This window comes from Paenibacillus sp. FSL L8-0340, from assembly GCF_038593145.1.
In the GTDB taxonomy this organism is placed as follows: Bacteria; Bacillota; Bacilli; order Paenibacillales; family Paenibacillaceae; genus Paenibacillus_AQ.
On sequence record NZ_CP151967.1, the window covers coordinates 4,315,844 to 4,332,078 of the forward strand.

Below are 16,235 nucleotides of genomic sequence, written 5' to 3' on the forward strand. Positions count from 1 at the left end.
AAGCTTTGTAAAATAAACTCTAGAATTTTATTCTTGCTAATAAAAAATTATAGCATAAGGATAAAATGCAATCCAAGTTTTACAATTTTAAAAGACAATCTGGTAGAATAAAATAAATCCCCTGATACAATTAGAATTCTACATACTAATAAACCCTCCTACATAATAAGTAAGAAGGTTCGTCTAAAATTATTATTCCGTACATTTATTATCTGCGGATATACATCCGTAAATAGACCAAATCGAACTTGGAATCCTTGACGCAGATACAGTAAAACATCTTCATAGCTGCACATCATCTCCCCTGAAAAGTATTGCTTGTTCCAAGTTTAACAAAGCACCGCTACACATACGTTACACATTTCTACAAAAAACCACATATTACGATAAAATATTAGCTATTTTTCAGATATAATCATTATATAAAGCAGCGTAGAGGGGTTCAGCAATGGCTTATATTTCAAAGGACAACATCGGCATCCATTATGAATACGAGACGGCAAAAAAGACCAGTGACACCACAGAAACCTTGGTGCTTATCCATGGCCTGGGGTTTGATCTGAGAAGCTGGGACCTTATGGTTCCATATATGACTGACAACTACCATATTGTAAGATATGATCTCCGGGGACATGGATTGAGCGGAAGCTCTAAGACTACCCTTGATAAACTGGCCGCATTATTTGTCGAAAATTTGCGAATGCTGCTGGATGATCTCCAGATTCAATCCTTCCATATCATCGCCCATGGGGCCGGGAGTATTATCGCCCTTTATTTTGCCAAAGCGTATCCGGATCGAGTAAGAAGCACTGTTCTTTTGTCGCTTCCCTTGTTCAATTCGTCGGGGACAGCCAATAAATATAAGGATTACCGCAAAAAGCTGATGACTTATCAATCCATGCTGGCGCTTGCGGATCACGTGATTCCTAACGCCACCCTTTATCCGCGCCATAGCGCTGAAACGGAAGCGCTGTACAGCGCTTTTGCCAAAGTCACCTTTGACGTTTATCTGGAACTGCTGGATTTCTTTGCGTATGCACATAACGAGATTATGGATCTGTTCAAACAGCATACCCATCCGACATTAATGTTGACTGGGGAACAGGACCCGATGTATCCTCCCTATCTGTCCAGCCTGATTGCATCGGCCAATCCGAATTGCCGGTTTATGACCTTGTACAATGCATCCAACATGGTTTTTTATGATCAGCCGGAGGAAACCTTTAAACAGATTGAAGTCTTTCTGAAGAGTAAGTGGATGAACAGGGCTCCTTTGGACCCTTTGCTGTTAAATTTGCATTCCGAATTACTGGACATGGTTAACAATAATCCGGACGATAACGCCCCATCCGTACAATTGAAGATCAATTTACTCAACAGATTTACGGTTGCCGTAGATGATATTCCGATTATTAGTGGCTGGGGAAGGAGAAGCGCCAAGGATTTGCTGATTTATTTGCTGCTGAATCCCGTCGTCACCAGAGACCGGCTCTGTGAAGAATTATGGCGGGATATGGATCTTGTCAAAGCCAGAGGTCAGCTTCGGGTATGCCTCACCCATCTGAAGCAGCTGCTGAACAATGAGGTCACGAAGCTGATCTACAGCGATAAACAGCAAATTTCCCTGCAGACTGCTGTGGACTCCGATGTGCTGACTCTGCTGGCGGAGATTAACCGGGCTAATGAGGAAACTAATCCTGAACTGAAGGAACCACTGATTCATTCTGTTTTTGCGCAGATCCAGCCTGACCTATTCAGAAATCTAAACCAGGAATGGAACCTGCACCTGAGAGTCAAAATGGAGATTCAACTGGTTACACTTGCCCATCAGCAATCAGATTATCTCGCGTCTCAAGGCAAGTTCACTGCGGCTATAGCGTTTTTAAAATATGTACTTTTATTTAATGCGGAAGAGTTCGATGCCTACGAGCGAATCGCTAACCTGTATGAACAAAATCAGCAAAAGCATGAAGCGAAGAAATGGCGGCTCAAGGCGGAACAGCTGCAGCACACCAAAAGTATGTAAATTGTTAAATCATCATTGCTTCGTTAAATAGACACAGGCATTATTGCCTCCGTACCCATGGCTTGTAATCAGTACTTCGGATGTGGCTTTCTGGAGAGTCTTTGTGATTAATGGAAGATGCTCATAGCCATGTTGATCTGTCCGGATGGTTCCGGGAATAAAATGATGCTGAAAGCCGAGCAAGGAGGCAATAATCTGCGCCAGGCCGCTGACACTGAACGGATGGCCGATCAGCCCTTTGATCGAGGTCAGCGGTACTTCATGCTGAAAGATATCCCTGGAGACTATATCCTCGATTCTGTCATTAGCGTCGTAGCCCAAGGCCTGGCTGTTAAAATAGTCAGGTCTTTTGTTGCCCAGCACATCATTTACCGCCTGCTTCATATTTCTTCCGGTTTTGTCCTGGCCATTCACCGATTCAGCGTCATTATTCGTAGACACGGCATCTATATACCCATAAATAGTTGCATTGCGGCTAAGCGCATGTTCCTCGGTTTCCAGAATCAGGCTGGCTGCCCCCTCCGACAATATGAAGCCTTTGCTTTTTTTGTTGAACGGCGAGCCGGAGTTCCAGATTTCCTGATTGAATGGCAGCGCTCTTATTTTTCCGAACCCGTACACTGTCACTTTATTGTTGCTGCTATCCGCTGCCCCTACAATTGCCGTGTTTATCTTTCCACTTTGCAGATACAGCATGGCGTCCTCCAGCGCTTCAAGTCCGGCAGTGCAGCCGGTCGTTACCGTCTTCGAGATTCCTGTCAGATGAAAAAAGCTGGAGATGGAGGAAGCCAGACTGTGATAATGCACCAACCCGCAGCAGTAAACAGGCATTTCTCTGAACTTGCCGGCAGATGCGTAATGGACCATATCCTCCAGCGGAGTTGTACCGCCCATGGTGGTCCCAAAGAACACCCCCTTCTTATTGCCAGGGTCCGTCAAATCTAGTCCAGCCATCACTAGTGCTTCGGCGCTTGTACTAATGGCCAGCTTGGAGATTCTCGGCAGAACCCGGTACTGCTTATCCTCCAGCGTCCCCAAATCCCCAAGAACTTCACCAACCCATAAAGGCTCCTGATTCGGTGTAATATCATTTCTGGCTGTGAAATCATACTCGCCGCTGATCAGATGATCCAACAAATCGTTGTTGTTCTCTCCGTTAGGAACCTTCACGCCAAAACCGGTAATTGCTATTCGCTTATTCATCGTTCTCCACCCTTTTCCTGATAATTAATAAAAAGAAAACACAAAGAGGACTTCTCCCACTTGCGCGTTTTGGATGCTCCATCCAAAACTCTCCCATGCGGTTGAAGCCCTCTCTCTCATGATTGCCTTCCTCCTAAAGTTAGCCGGCTGCCGTTCAGTTCAGTGTCTTTGTAGACTCGAACGTAAACGGAATGATCTCGTCCATTCTGCCGCTTTGCACTTTGGCCGGCCACTGCGGATCACTGAGCAGCGCTCTGCCGACCGCCACCAGATCAAATTCCGCTTGTTGCAGTTTCTCCAGCAGGCGTTCGATGTTATCTTCCTCATTTTCCTCCTTCACCGTACTGGTGAACTCGCTGTTGAGACCTACAGAACCTACCGTGATGGTTGGTTTGCCGGTAATTTTCTTCGTCCAGCCGGCCAGATTCAGCTCGGAGCCTTCGAACTCCGGCAGCCAGAAGCGGCGTGTGGAGCAGTGGAAGATATCGACTCCGGCATTGCTGAGCGGTGTCAGGAAACGGGACAGCTCTTCCGGTGTTTGGGCAAGCTTGGCAGAGTAATCTCCGCTCTTCCATTGCGAGAAGCGCAGCACAATCGGGAAATCCGGTCCAACCGCACGGCGGCAGGCATCAATAACCTCGACCGCAAAGGTAGTCCGCGCTTCAAGATCACCGCCATATTGATCGGTGCGCTGATTGGTCTTCTCCCAGAAGAACTGGTCGATCAGATAACCATGTGCCCCATGCAGCTCAATGCCGTCAAAACCAATCCGCTTGGCGTCTACGGCCGCCTGGGCAAAAGCAGCGATGATACCGTCGATCTCCTGCTGCGTCATCGGCTCTGTAATCTGCTGGCCGGCCAAATTCAGCCCGGATGGACCAATTGGCAGCGCTTCAGCATTCGGCAGCTCGCCAATGTTGCGGGCCATGCCGACATGCCAGAGCTGTGGAATGATTTTGCCGCCGGCGGCGTGAACTTCTTCCACAACCTTAGCCCAGCCGGCCAAAGCAGCCTCCCCGTGAATATTCGGAATATTCGGATGGCTGACGGCTGACGGATGGTTGATCGCTGTGCCTTCGGTTACAATCAGGCCCACTCCACCCTCTGTACGTTTGCGGTAATACTCGGCAACTGCTTCGGTTGCTACCCCGTTCGGTGAATATGCCCGGGTCATTGGCGCCATTACGATCCGGTTTTGAAGGGAAAGCGTTCCAACCTGAAAAGGTGTAAACAATTTATCGGTATTCATATACTACCTCCATTTAATAATATAATTACTTTAAGTAAGGATATTATGACGCTAGTTGAAGGCAATTGCAAATCCTGGCAGCAGATCTTCAGGACAGCCGCTGCTGCGCAAAAAACCGGACAAAGGCAGATAATCTGCCCATGTCCGGTTGCCCTTCGCTATGAAGTGTATTTTATAACTCCAGGATGCCGGCTTTCGGTGTAACATGGAAAGCCGCCGCCAGATCCGCCAGCTGGCGGTCGGTAATTTTCTGTTTGATTTCTCTGCCAGCGATCAGGTTATAGACAATCGCCGCTTTCTCAATCGTTTCCACCAGACCAAAGGTAGCATCCATCGTGCCGCCGGTCACAAAAATGCCATGCTGCGGCCAGATAACTACCCGGTATTCCTTCATTTTATCAGCTGTGGCGCGGCCGATTTCACTGCTGCCGGGAACGATCCAAGGAATAACACCCACGCCGTCCGGGAAAACCACCAGACATTCGGTGCACATTTCCCATAAGGTTTTGGTGAATTTCAGCTCATCCAGATCATGCGTGAAGGTCATGGCAATGACATTGGTAGCGTGGGTATGCAGTACGATCCGGTGGTTGGGGTCCACCTTCAGGCGCTCAATATGGCTCATGAAATGGGAAGCCAGCTCGCTCGTTGGCACGGCGTTGTTGCGCAGACCCCAGAGCACTTCTACACTCTCGCCGCTGTCCGTGACACGCAGCACACCGAGATTGGCTTCCGGGTCTTTGATTACATTCCTGAAATATTTGCCGGAGCCGGTGACGATGAAATATTTGCCGGCCAGCTCAGTGACCGGGAAAGTCAGGTTAATCGTCCGCAGCGGCTCCCGTACGTTAATGTATTTAGCAACCTCATCCTCTTCCAGCAAATAGCTGACGTTACCGCCGTTCAGCTCATCCCAGCCGAGCGACCACATGTGATGGGTAATCTCCGACATTTCCTGAATAAATGGCGCCTCGATGCCGGCAATGTATCCTTTGGACTTCATTACGGATGTACTCATATGTCTTCTCTCCTTTATATACACTGCTTAATTAGTCACGTCTTGGTTAGCCGTTGCCTATCTTGCCGCCAGCACTTCCTGCTCGTAGCTCTTGACCTCAGCCAGCCATTGTTCACGGACCGGTGTATTCTGCGAAGCGCAGTAATAATCCCAAACCGCGCCAAATGGATAAGACTTAAATTCTTCGACAAGTGCGAGCCGGGAAGTGTAATCACCGGCCAGTTCAACAGCCTTCAGCTCCGCTACTGGTTCCAGCATCGCACGCAGCAAGGCTTTGAGCGTGTTGCGTGTGCCGATAACCCATGCCGCAATATGATTGATACTGCCGTCGAAGAAGTCCAGACCAATATTCGTGCGCGGCAGCAAATCTCCGCGGACCAGCTCCCGGGCAATCTCCAGCAGTTCATCATCCATGGTCACCACATGGTCACTGTCCCAGCGGACCGGTCTGCTGACATGCAGCAGCAGCTGCTCGCTGAACATCAGAATGGAGGACAGCTTATTGGAAATCACTTCAGTCGGATGGAAGTGGCCGGCATCGAGGCAAATCGCTTTGCCCCGGGTCAGCCCGTAGCCCATATAAAATTCATGCGATCCGACCACATAGCTCTCCGAACCGATGCCGAACAGCTTGCTCTCCACGGCATCAATATTATACTGAGGATCAATCTCTTCGCTGAACACTTCATCCAGCGATTCTTTCAGCCGCATCCGCGGCGCCAGCCGGTCCACCGGGGTATCCTTATAACCGTCAGGCACCCAGAAGTTAGTGACGCAGGGTTGTCCCAGTTCACGCCCGAAATGCTCGGCGATCCGCCGGGAAGCCTTGCAATGCTTAATCCAGAAGCTGCGGATGGCTTCGTCTGCATGGCTCAAAGTGAACCCGTCTGCCGCATTCGGATGGGAGAAGCAGGTCGGATTAAAATCAAGTCCAAGCCCCTGCTCCTTTGCCCAGTCTACCCACGATGCAAAGTGGCGCGGTTCCAGCTCGTCCAGATCCACCTTTTCATCTGTGTCGGCATAAATCGCATGCAGGTTAACCTTATGCTTGCCCGGAATCAGCGATAAGGCCTTCTCCAAATCCTGACGCAGCTCCTCTGGTGTGCCGGCGCGGCCGGGATAACTTCCGGTTACGGCAATCCCGCCGCTAAGCTCCTTATCCTTAAACAGAAAACCTCTAACGTCATCTCCCTGCCAGCAGTGCAGTGAAATCTTGATCCCTGCCAGCTTCTCCAGTACTTCATCCACATTAATGCCATGAGCGGCGTACAGTATCTTGGCTTCGTTAAAGCTGTTCATGATGCTCTGATCCATGGCGCATCCTCCTAAAAGTTTTGTGAGCGATACTTCCGGGAATACTCTTCGAGCAAACTTGCTCCGGAAGCATACGATTTAGTTTTGTGAGCATCTGCTCCATCGGTTTACTTCGGGCAAAACCCGCTTCGAAAGCGGAGCTTATGCGCTTTCACCTGCAGCCGTTTCCGCTGCATTCAGCTCCTCCCAGCGGACCAGCAGCCCGCCAAGCTGCGGCATAGGCCGGGGTAGATAGGATTTGATCTCAAACGATTGCCCGATCAGTGCTCTGGCCTCGTGGATGTCCGCGACCTTGCCCGACTGGATCAGCTGTACCGCAATATTTCCCAGTGCGGTAGCTTCAGCGGGTCCTGCAAGGACCTCCTTGCCGATTACGTCTGCGGTCAGCTGGCACAGCAGCTCGTTGTTTGCTCCACCGCCGACGATTTGCAGCACTTCGATGGCTGTGCCAGTAAGCGCTTCGAGCTCTTTCAAATAGCTGCGATAGGACAACGCCAGACTGTCAAAGATGCAGCGTGCCAGTTCACCCGGCGACTGCGGAACAGGCTGGCCGCTCTCGGCACAGAATAGGCGGATTTCTTCTATCATATCGTCCGGATTCAAAAAACGCGGATCATTGCAGCCAATCAGGCTGCGGAAGCCTTCAGCGGCAGCGGCCTGTTCAGCCAGCTCAGCGAAGCTGTAGCGGTTGCCGTCCAGCCTGCGCACCTCCTGGATCAGCCACAGTCCCATAATGTTTTTGAGGAACCGGTAGGTGCCATAAGCACCCCATTCATTGGTATAGTTGGCTTCTCTTGCACTCCGGTTATTAATCGGCTGATCCAGTTGAGCGCCAAGCAGCGACCAGGTGCCGCTGCTGATATATGCTGACGAACGCCCGCTTTGCGCCGGGATGCCAAGGACGGCGGAAGCCGTATCATGGGTTGCCACGCAAATGAGCCGGCATTCCGGCAGATCATACTGCTGCATCAGTGAATCACTGATGCTGCCTAGATCTTCACCGGGCTCGGTCAGCCCGGCGAACTGCGCTCTTTCAAGCTGAAGCAATGCAAGCAGCTCAGGATCGAAATCACGGCTTGCGAGATTGAGCAGCTGAGTGGTCGAAGCATTGGTGACCTCGTTGATCTTTCGGCCGCACAATCTATAGTAGAGATAATCGGGCACCAGCAAAATCTGATCCGCCTTAGCCAGCTCTTCACGGTCATGGACATACAGCTGGTATAACGTATTAAATGTTAACTGCTGAATCCCCGTCTTGGCATAAACAGCTTCCGGAGAAATGAGCTTCGCCACCTCTTCCATGACCCCATCCGTCCTGCGGTCCCGGTAAGCATATACCTCCTGGATTCGGTTTCCCTCAGCATCCAGCAGGACGTAATCTACAGCCCAAGTGTCAATCCCTAGGGTGCATTTCGTCACGCCTCCGGCTTTTGCTTTTTGCAGCCCGATAAGGATCTGCTCCAGTAAGTAATCCACATCCCAGAAGCAGGAATCGTTGCGCTCGGTGAATCCATTGCTGAAGCGGTGAATCTCCTCCAGGGTGAGACTCCCGTCCACGATGGTTCCGAGCACTAGCCGCCCGCTGGAGGCGCCGATATCGACGGCGATATGATTATTCATAGGGAATCTCCTTATTAAAGATGTTCTAGAGGATTTTACGGAACAGGACAATGACTTCTTCTTTGGTAGGAATGAATGGATTTCCTGGTGCACAGGCATCCTTCATCGCATTTTCAGCGAGCAGGTCAAGATCGACCTCATCTACACCCAGCTCGGATAATTTGGCCGGGATGCCGACTTCCTTGGACAGCGCTTTAATTGATTCGATTACGAAACCGGCGCATTCCTTGTCGCTTTTGCCGTTCACCTGCAGGCCGATCGCCTTAGCGATACTTCTGAACTTCTCCGGTACATATTTGGCATTCTCTTCTTCTACATATGGCAGTAGCATCGCATTGCACACCCCATGCGGCAAATCATATACTCCGCCAAGCTGATGCGCCATGGCATGTACATATCCGAGTCCGGCATTGTTGAAAGCCAGGCCTCCAAGGAAAATTGCGTAAACCATCTGCTCACGCGCTTCAATATCATGGCCGTCTCTCACCGTGCGGGCCAGATTGGCAAATATAAGCTCCACCGCAGCCAATGCCGTTGCATCGGTGACCGGATAAGCTCCTGGCGTCACTAATGCTTCAATAGCATGAGTCAGGGCATCCATTCCTGTTGCCGCAGTAAGCGCGGCCGGCTTGTCGACCATAAGCTCAGGGTCATTCACCGAGATGGTGGCAATGCTGTTCTTATCCACCATAACCATCTTCACCTTGCGTTCCTCATCCGTAATGACATAATTGATCGTCACTTCGCTGGAAGTTCCGGCGGTAGTGTTCACCGCAATAATAGGCAGCGATTTATGCTGTGACTTGTGTACACCTTCGTACTCTGCGATATGTCCTCCATTGGTAGCAACGATGCCGATGGCTTTGGCTGTATCCTGCGGCGAACCACCGCCGATAGACACCAGATAGTCGCATTCATGCTGCTTCAGGAAATCAACGCCGTCATGGACATTTTTACAGGTCGGGTTAGGCTTGACTTCATCATATACGACATAATTAATTCCTGCTTCATCCAGAACAGCCAGCAGCTTGCCGGCGATTCCGCTCTTGACCAGAAACTTATCGGTGACCACAAGCGCTTTCTGCAAATTCAGCTCTTGAATGTACGGGCCGATTTCCTTCAGACAGCCTTTTCCCATAATGTTGATAGAAGGAACATAATAAACATGAGTACTCATTGATTGACCAGCCTCCCAGGCAATTTATATACAGCGTTTACAAGTTAACACTCTTTCCTCTGCAAGCTTGGTTTCATTCGGCTGTGGCACTTCAGGCTGGTCTCTGAAGATTCGCAGCGGACCGGCTCTGGCGCTCCTCTAAGAGGCATGCGCTTTCAAAGGAATAATGATATCCTCATCGTATCGCCCCCGATCTTTGTTGTCAACATTTAAAATAATAATTATGTTGTTTTTATTTGTTTATTGTCTGTTTCGCGAAGGTTATAATAGAATTAATGTTGTTTCTCCTTAGTTTATTGCAAAACACAGATCGTTAGGTCTATATTTATAAAATAGTTCTAACTCCGGAAAGGTGATTATATGCTCGCAGCTGAAAGACGCAAAAAAATAATAGATTTGGTGCATCAGGATAAAAGAGTTCTGGTCTCTGATTTAAGCCGCATGTTTGAAGTAACGGAAGAAACGATCCGCAGGGATCTGGAGAAGCTGGAAAAGGACGGCATTTTAAGCCGCACATACGGGGGGGCTATGCTGAACAGGCATACCAATGAGGATCTGCCGTTTGTCACCCGGGGCGCTATCAATACTGATATCAAACGCAACATCGCGCTTAAGGCGCTTGAGCTGATTAATGACGGTGATACGTTGATGGTCGATCCCAGCTCGACTTCCTTTGAATTCCTCAAGCTGCTGGGCAACAAAAACAATCTGACGGTCATTACGAACTCCATCAATATTTTGCATGAGTTCGCCAGCTCCGGTATGAATATTATTTCCTCCGGCGGATCTTTGCGCCATCGTTCACTCTCTCTTGTGGGCCCAGTCGCCCATGACACAATCCAGCGCTACAATGTCGACACTGCCGTGATCAGCTGCAAGGGTATTGATATGGAACGCGGTATCACCGATTCCAACGAACCGGAGTGCGAGCTTAAGAAATACATGCTGCGGCAGGCCGAAAAGGTTGTGCTGCTCGCCGACCATACCAAATTCGACAAAACCGCCTTTACACAGCTTGTTCAGCTTAGCCGAATCGACGTGCTGATCACGGACCGCAAACCGTCAGAAGCCTGGCTCAAGCGGCTCGCGAAGGAGCATGTTGAGGTGCTGTACTGACCTCTGCGGGAAGGCCTGGACGCCCAGGAAGATAGTTGTGGCAATAGGAGACGTATGAAAGCAATGGAAGAGTAAAAAGTGGCAATACGAGGATATTACTGGGGCAATAACAGGGCTACAATAGGGGTGTTATAAAAAATAAGAGCGGCACTTCCCTCCTTTAAGGATGAGAAAGGCTGCTCTTATTGGGATAGTTCATGCTTAGAGTCGGTAGTCTGTACACGGTAGGGTTTAGACACGACAGAGCGGAGCTTCATTTGCCGCATGTACACACTCACGGTGCGTTCGGTAACGGTATAGCCCTCTTGGTGCAGCAGACGGGTGATCTTCGGACTTCCATAACGCTTTTTATGATCGGCAAAATGATACTGGATTCGCTCCATGATCGCTGCTTTGCGGAGTTTCTGTGTGCTGGTTTCTCCCGTCCGCCACTTGTAGTAACCGCTCCTTGAAACGTGTAGGGTGTCGCACATCTTCTCCAAGCGAAACTCGGAGCGATGGTCCTCCATAAACTGGAATCTTAGTTCCTTGGTTTGCTGAAGATGTGCACCGCTTTTTTTACAATCGCCAGTTCTTCTTCTGTATCGGCAAGTTTGAGTTCTTTCTCCTCGAGCTGACGGGTCGCCTCTTTCAAATGTGCTTCGAGTTCCCGTACCCGGTCCATACTCGCCACCGGTTCATTCTTTAGCTCCCGATATTGACCCATCCACTGATGCAGCGTACTTTTCGGGATGTTAAGCTCTTCCGCTAAGTCACCCAAGGTCTTCGTCTGTTCTTGAATGAACTTCACGGTTTGCTTTTTGAATTCTTCGTTATACCGTTGTCTTTGTTCTCCCATGTGAACACACCTCCGTTGCTATCATTATCGGTCCGTCCGTTAACGGGTATCCACTATTTATTCTAATTGCAGCGCAATATGTGCATGGCGGCGGTTCTATACAATGCGTACCGGACTCCAGTGACGTTATTTCGGAAAATACCTTGTTTCCGGTCACAAAGCGGACTCCAGAGATGTTATTTTTCATTCCCAGCGCCATTTCGCCGTTTTTTCCGGGAATAACGGCTATACGGTCCATAAGAAAGACATTACGGCCTATTATTATAGAATAGCGGCTTTACGGTCCGTTAGCCGGTCTGGTAACGCAGAATGCTGTATCGTTTGAGCTTAGACAACAGTTGCATGAGTTGCGTCAGTCGTATCAGTCGCATCAATTTACGTTAGTCACGCCTTTCACATCAGTCACACTTCTCACATCAGTCACATCAGCCACCCATTCACAGCATCTAAAACGTCAGACAGCAGCCTCGTCTCACTACCTACCCAATCTGCCTGATTACATTACCTCTCCCTTAGACAGCATGATGTTAAGAATTGTCGTATCCGTTGCGGCAAGGCCTTCCTGGACCAGCCTCTCCATGTTGCGGATCGTATCTTCCACCTCTTCAAAAATCACCCCATCCCTATCGGTGGGCGAAATATTGTTCATGGCCAGTGTAGCTGCCTGAATTGCTGCATTGGTAGCTGTGGAGATTTTCAGCGCGCAGGTGGATTTCGCACCGTCGCATATCATGCCTGACAATGAGGCTATCGTATTCTGTATCCCGTGCTTAATCTGCTCCAGGCTCCCGCCCATCAGAAAGATGATCCCGCTGTTGGCCCCTACTCCGCCTGCGATGCCCGATCCGCATAGCGGGGACAGACGCCCGATATAATGTTTGACATGGACGGTGATCAGATTGCTGAGGGCCAGTGCCCGCGCCAGCGTCTCCTCGTCTTTGTTCATGAGCCGGGCGAGCTCAATCACCGGCAGCGTACACGCTATGCCCTGATTCCCGCTGCCTGCCGTTGTCATCACCGGCATTGCACTGCCGTCCATCCGCGCATCGGAGGCTGCAGCCGTAGCAGCGATAACCTTGTTGGCCACATCATTGCCAAACAGATTGACCGCCGATTGCTGCAACATTTTTTTACCCACCTGCAGTCCGTAATCTCCCCGTAATCCCTCATCGGAGATGGCCTTGTTCATTACCGCACCTTCCAAAAGAAACTGAAGGCTGGAGAAATCGGCGGTCCGGACGAACTCAAAAATCCCGTCCAGGGAAACCGCATAAACCTCAGGGTCCAATTCCTCGGATCCCTCACAATCCGCCTTGTCTTTTGGCAGATCAAGTGCGATCCCGTCCTTGGACAGAAAGATCACATGCGTATGCTCTTTGGCAATAATCGCTGTAGCTGTGTGGCTCTCACTGTGTACCCGCGCCTCAATATACAGTTTCTCGGGCGTGTTTTTCAGCTCCACTTCAAGCAGCTTCCGGTCAATGATCTCGTTGGCTTTACTAAGCTCTGCCTGGGACAGCCCTGACAATATCTCGAGCTTCTTATGGGACCGGTGAATCACCGCCCCCAAGGCAGCTGCAATGGGCAGACCGTTTTGTCCGGTACCGGGGATACCTACCCCCATAGCATTTTTAATAATATTCCCGCTAAGAAACAGCTGAATCGACGTGATTTCTTCCTGAACCAGCTCCGCTGCTAAGGAGACTGCATAAGCGACGGCGATCGGCTCCGTACATCCCTCCGCCGGAACTACTTCCTTTTTCAAAACATCCAATAAATTAACCATGTTCGATATCACCATTTCCTCTTGTTGTCGGAGCATTTCTTATATAGTACAGGAATATTGCCGAGAGATCGACCTTTCTTCTCTGGAAATTGTCCGTTCATGCCATTTCTCTGGCGGTCTTAACCTGTTTGCATTGCAAAAAAGCAGCAAGCCCCAATACCGCGATGGTATTAAGTCTTGCTGCCTATTGTTATCCTATGTGCTTCCAGAACTTCTTATTTGCTCTCCACTGCATGGCCGCCGAATTCGTTGCGCAGTGCGGCGACCACCTTGCCGGTGAACGTATCGGTTTCAAGCGACCGGTAGCGCATCAGCAGCGCCATGGCGATGACCGGTGTCGCTGCCTGCAGGTCAAATGCCGTTTCCAGCGTCCATTTGCCCTCACCCGAGGAGTGCATAATCCCTTTGATCTCGTCCAGCTTGGCGTCTTTGGAGAAGGCGCGTTCTATCAGCTCCATCAGCCATGAGCGGATGACGGAACCGTTGTTCCACACGCGGGCAACTTCTTCAAAGTTGAAGTCATAACCGCTTTTCTCCAGCACCTCAAAACCTTCGCCGATTGCAGCCATCATGCCGTATTCAATCCCGTTGTGCACCATCTTCAGGAAGTGGCCGCTGCCGGACTTTCCGGCGTACAAATACCCGTTCTCCACAGACGTATCACGGAACAGCGGTTCGACCACTGCCCAGGCTTCCTCGTCTCCGCCAATCATATAGCAAGCGCCATTGCGGGCGCCTTCCATCCCTCCGGAGGTTCCTGCATCCAGGAAATAGATTCCCTCCTTGCTCAACGCCTCATGGCGGCGGATCGACTCCTTGTAATGTGAATTTCCGGCCTCGATAATGATATCGCCTTTAGACAGCAGCGGTGTAAGCTCAGCAATAACAGAATCGACAAACTGATGCGGAACCATAATCCAGGCAACCCGCGGGGTTTCCAGCTTATTAACAAGCTCGGCGAGACTTTTCGCCATAGCTGCACCTTTAGAACCCATCTCCTCCACCGCAGCGGCATTCACATCAAACGCTACAACTTCATGATCATGCTCCAGCAGGTTCTGGCCCAGATTGAAGCCCATTTTTCCTAAACCGACTAATCCTACTTTCATTAGATATCCCTCCGAAAAATATTAATTGGATCTTATAAAACCAAGTGCGCAAGTAGTTACAAAGGGTCTAATCAAGCACCCGGCCGGATGGCCACAGGATCGGTCTCATGAACATCATTCGGCTCATGCTGCTCCGCAGGGAGCTCTTCATCCAACCACCAATGATCCTCTCCAAGCAGCTCATCGGCTGCATCTGGTCCGTAGGAGCCCGCAGCATACGAATGAAGCGGCAGAGTGCCTTCCTCAGCGGCTTCAATAATCGGCTGCACCCACTGCCAGGACAGCTCGACTTCCTCCCAATGGGCAAAGAAAGTAGCATCTCCAAGCATAGCATCGTAAATCAGGTTCTCGTAAGCTTCCGGCAGATCCGGATTGCCGGATTCATGCTTGATGCTGACCGGCTCCAGCTGCCCGTGCTGGCGCGGATTTTTGGTGTTCAGCTGCAGCGAGATGCCCTCGCCGGGACCGATTTCGATCACCAGCAGGTTAGGATCAAGATCCAGCTTCCCTCTGTTTTTGTTATGCAAATCATTAAACGGTTCTTTGAACTCTATAACGATTCTTGTTGATTTCTCTTTCATCCGTTTACCGGTACGGATATAAAACGGCACCTCACTCCATAATGGATCATCAATCCAAAGGCGGGCCGCGATATAAGTCTCATTCTGCGAAGAAGCTTCAATACCCGGCTCGGAAGTATAGCCGGCTACCTCATTGCCCCGGATTTCACCAGCGGCATATTGTCCACGGACCACATGCCGGTCCACATCTTCTTTCAGCAAGGGACGCACCGAGCGGATCACATGCCGCTTCTTGCTGCGGACATCTTCCGGCGTACTGCCCTTGGGAAGCTGCATCGCCATCATCATCAGCAGCTGCAGCATATGGTTCTGGAACATATCGCGCAGAGCGCCGGCTTTGTCATAATAACCTGCCCGTTCCTCTACCCCAACCGTCTCAGCGGCTGTAATCTGAACATTAGCGATATAGCGGTTCTGCCACAACGCTCTCAGCACCGGGTTCGAATATTTCAACACTTCTAGATTCTGGACCATCGGTTTGCCCAGGAAGTGGTCGATCCGGAAGATTTCCTCTTCTGTAAAAGCTGCATTCAGGCTGTCATTCAGCTCCTGCGCCGATTTCAAATCTCTGCCGAACGGTTTCTCGATGATCAGGCGTTTCCAGCCTTTGGTGTCACCTAGTCCGCTTGTGTTAATGTTGCCGGCAATCGGTCCGAAAAATTCAGGACCCACAGACAAATAAAACATCCGGTTCTCCGGAATGTTCAGCAGTTCCTCACGGCGCTGCACATGCGCCAGCAATTTCTTATAATCCTCCGGACGTCCAACGTCCAGGACGCTATATTCAAAAGCCAGCAGGAAATCCTGCAGCTCCGCCGATTCTTCTACCTTCCGCCGGGAAAAGGTGCGCAGCGAATCCAGCACTTGCGCTTGGAAGGTTTCGTTGCTGAGCTCTCTTCTGCCGAGACCAATGACCGAGAGAGGACCGGAAAGCTTGCCATCTGCGAACAAGTTATATAATGCAGGGTATATTTTACGTTTTGCCAAATCTCCTGTGGCGCCAAAAAGTACAAAGGTTGATGATTCCACTTTCATTCCTCCCGTTGTTATCAAATGTTTATGAGGTTACTTATTATTACTCGCAAACTTTTATAACACCCATCATACGACTGCAAAAAGTATCCGTCAACCTCATTCTGACATTTACGAAAAGTACTTATTTTCACGAACTTATCACTATGTTATAGTAAGAAGGATA

General features: G+C 50.0%; 13 protein-coding genes. 2 read left to right on the forward strand and 11 right to left on the reverse strand.

Translation table 11 applies throughout. The annotated features are described in order from the left end of the window. The first annotated feature begins 448 nt into the window (after window positions 1-448). Window positions 449-2,026, forward strand: a complete 1,578-nt coding sequence (locus NST07_RS19360) for an alpha/beta fold hydrolase (protein ID WP_342479960.1) — start codon at window positions 449-451, stop codon at window positions 2,024-2,026. A 12-nt stretch (window positions 2,027-2,038) separates the two neighbouring features. On the opposite strand, the gene NST07_RS19365 is transcribed toward NST07_RS19360, so the two are convergent. The 6 genes from NST07_RS19365 to NST07_RS19390 form a co-directional block, all read right to left on the reverse strand. Beyond that, window positions 2,039-3,229, reverse strand: coding sequence for a beta-ketoacyl synthase N-terminal-like domain-containing protein (locus NST07_RS19365; protein WP_342479961.1), 1,191 nt, complete (start codon window positions 3,227-3,229; stop codon window positions 2,039-2,041). A gap of 154 nt (window positions 3,230-3,383) precedes the next feature. Further along, on the reverse strand, window positions 3,384-4,478 hold the full coding sequence (locus tag NST07_RS19370) for an NADH:flavin oxidoreductase (protein WP_341093876.1): 1,095 nt from the start codon (window positions 4,476-4,478) through the stop codon (window positions 3,384-3,386). A gap of 172 nt (window positions 4,479-4,650) precedes the next feature. Then, window positions 4,651-5,496 (reverse strand): rhamnulose-1-phosphate aldolase, encoded by an 846-nt coding sequence (gene rhaD / locus NST07_RS19375; RefSeq protein WP_341378882.1) that lies wholly within the window; start codon window positions 5,494-5,496, stop codon window positions 4,651-4,653. A gap of 57 nt (window positions 5,497-5,553) precedes the next feature. Beyond that, window positions 5,554-6,810 carry an L-rhamnose isomerase gene (gene rhaA, locus NST07_RS19380; protein WP_342479962.1) on the reverse strand — a complete coding sequence of 419 codons (1,257 nt, stop codon included), beginning with the start codon at window positions 6,808-6,810 and terminating at the stop codon, window positions 5,554-5,556. A 141-nt stretch (window positions 6,811-6,951) separates the two neighbouring features. After that, the gene (gene rhaB, locus NST07_RS19385; protein WP_342479963.1) at window positions 6,952-8,430 is read right to left on the reverse strand and encodes a rhamnulokinase; all 1,479 of its coding nucleotides are present in this window, start codon (window positions 8,428-8,430) and stop codon (window positions 6,952-6,954) included. A gap of 25 nt (window positions 8,431-8,455) precedes the next feature. After that, a complete protein-coding gene (locus NST07_RS19390; RefSeq protein WP_342479964.1) occupies window positions 8,456-9,607 on the reverse strand; it encodes an iron-containing alcohol dehydrogenase in 1,152 nt (383 codons plus the stop codon). 360 nt (window positions 9,608-9,967) lie between these two features. Here NST07_RS19390 and NST07_RS19395 point away from each other — a divergent pair, with 360 nt between their 5' ends. Beyond that, a complete protein-coding gene (locus NST07_RS19395) occupies window positions 9,968-10,723 on the forward strand; it encodes a DeoR/GlpR family DNA-binding transcription regulator (protein ID WP_341093881.1) in 756 nt (251 codons plus the stop codon). Between the two features lie 182 nt (window positions 10,724-10,905). Here the strand turns inward: NST07_RS19395 and NST07_RS19400 are convergent, their stop codons facing one another. From NST07_RS19400 to zwf, 5 genes are all read right to left on the reverse strand, one after another. After that, on the reverse strand, window positions 10,906-11,232 hold the full coding sequence (locus tag NST07_RS19400) for an IS3 family transposase (protein ID WP_341093882.1): 327 nt from the start codon (window positions 11,230-11,232) through the stop codon (window positions 10,906-10,908). Between the two features lie 11 nt (window positions 11,233-11,243). Then, window positions 11,244-11,561 carry a transposase gene (locus NST07_RS19405; RefSeq protein WP_342479965.1) on the reverse strand — a complete coding sequence of 106 codons (318 nt, stop codon included), beginning with the start codon at window positions 11,559-11,561 and terminating at the stop codon, window positions 11,244-11,246. A gap of 496 nt (window positions 11,562-12,057) precedes the next feature. Next, a complete protein-coding gene (locus tag NST07_RS19410) occupies window positions 12,058-13,326 on the reverse strand; it encodes an L-serine ammonia-lyase, iron-sulfur-dependent, subunit alpha (RefSeq protein ID WP_342479966.1) in 1,269 nt (422 codons plus the stop codon). 236 nt (window positions 13,327-13,562) lie between these two features. Next, on the reverse strand, window positions 13,563-14,456 hold the full coding sequence (gene gnd / locus NST07_RS19415; RefSeq protein WP_038593194.1) for a phosphogluconate dehydrogenase (NAD(+)-dependent, decarboxylating): 894 nt from the start codon (window positions 14,454-14,456) through the stop codon (window positions 13,563-13,565). Between the two features lie 71 nt (window positions 14,457-14,527). Then, on the reverse strand, window positions 14,528-16,066 hold the full coding sequence (zwf, locus tag NST07_RS19420) for a glucose-6-phosphate dehydrogenase (RefSeq protein WP_342479967.1): 1,539 nt from the start codon (window positions 16,064-16,066) through the stop codon (window positions 14,528-14,530). Between the last annotated feature and the right edge of the window lie 169 nt (window positions 16,067-16,235).

What these genes read in the sequence shown, in the direction of transcription:
- NST07_RS19400 (WP_341093882.1), bottom strand. Translation starts at nt 11,232, where the DNA reads ATGGAGGACCATCGCTCCGAGTTTCGCTTGGAGAAGATGTGCGACACC.
- NST07_RS19405 (WP_342479965.1), bottom strand. Translation starts at nt 11,561, where the DNA reads ATGGGAGAACAAAGACAACGGTATAACGAAGAATTCAAAAAGCAAACC.
- rhaD (WP_341378882.1), bottom strand. Translation starts at nt 5,496, where the DNA reads ATGAGTACATCCGTAATGAAGTCCAAAGGATACATTGCCGGCATCGAG.
- NST07_RS19365 (WP_342479961.1), bottom strand. Translation starts at nt 3,229, where the DNA reads ATGAATAAGCGAATAGCAATTACCGGTTTTGGCGTGAAGGTTCCTAAC.
- NST07_RS19395 (WP_341093881.1), top strand. Translation starts at nt 9,968, where the DNA reads ATGCTCGCAGCTGAAAGACGCAAAAAAATAATAGATTTGGTGCATCAG.
- rhaA (WP_342479962.1), bottom strand. Translation starts at nt 6,810, where the DNA reads ATGGATCAGAGCATCATGAACAGCTTTAACGAAGCCAAGATACTGTAC.
- gnd (WP_038593194.1), bottom strand. Translation starts at nt 14,456, where the DNA reads ATGAAAGTAGGATTAGTCGGTTTAGGAAAAATGGGCTTCAATCTGGGC.
- NST07_RS19370 (WP_341093876.1), bottom strand. Translation starts at nt 4,478, where the DNA reads ATGAATACCGATAAATTGTTTACACCTTTTCAGGTTGGAACGCTTTCC.
- NST07_RS19390 (WP_342479964.1), bottom strand. Translation starts at nt 9,607, where the DNA reads ATGAGTACTCATGTTTATTATGTTCCTTCTATCAACATTATGGGAAAA.
- NST07_RS19360 (WP_342479960.1), top strand. Translation starts at nt 449, where the DNA reads ATGGCTTATATTTCAAAGGACAACATCGGCATCCATTATGAATACGAG.
- rhaB (WP_342479963.1), bottom strand. Translation starts at nt 8,430, where the DNA reads ATGAATAATCATATCGCCGTCGATATCGGCGCCTCCAGCGGGCGGCTA.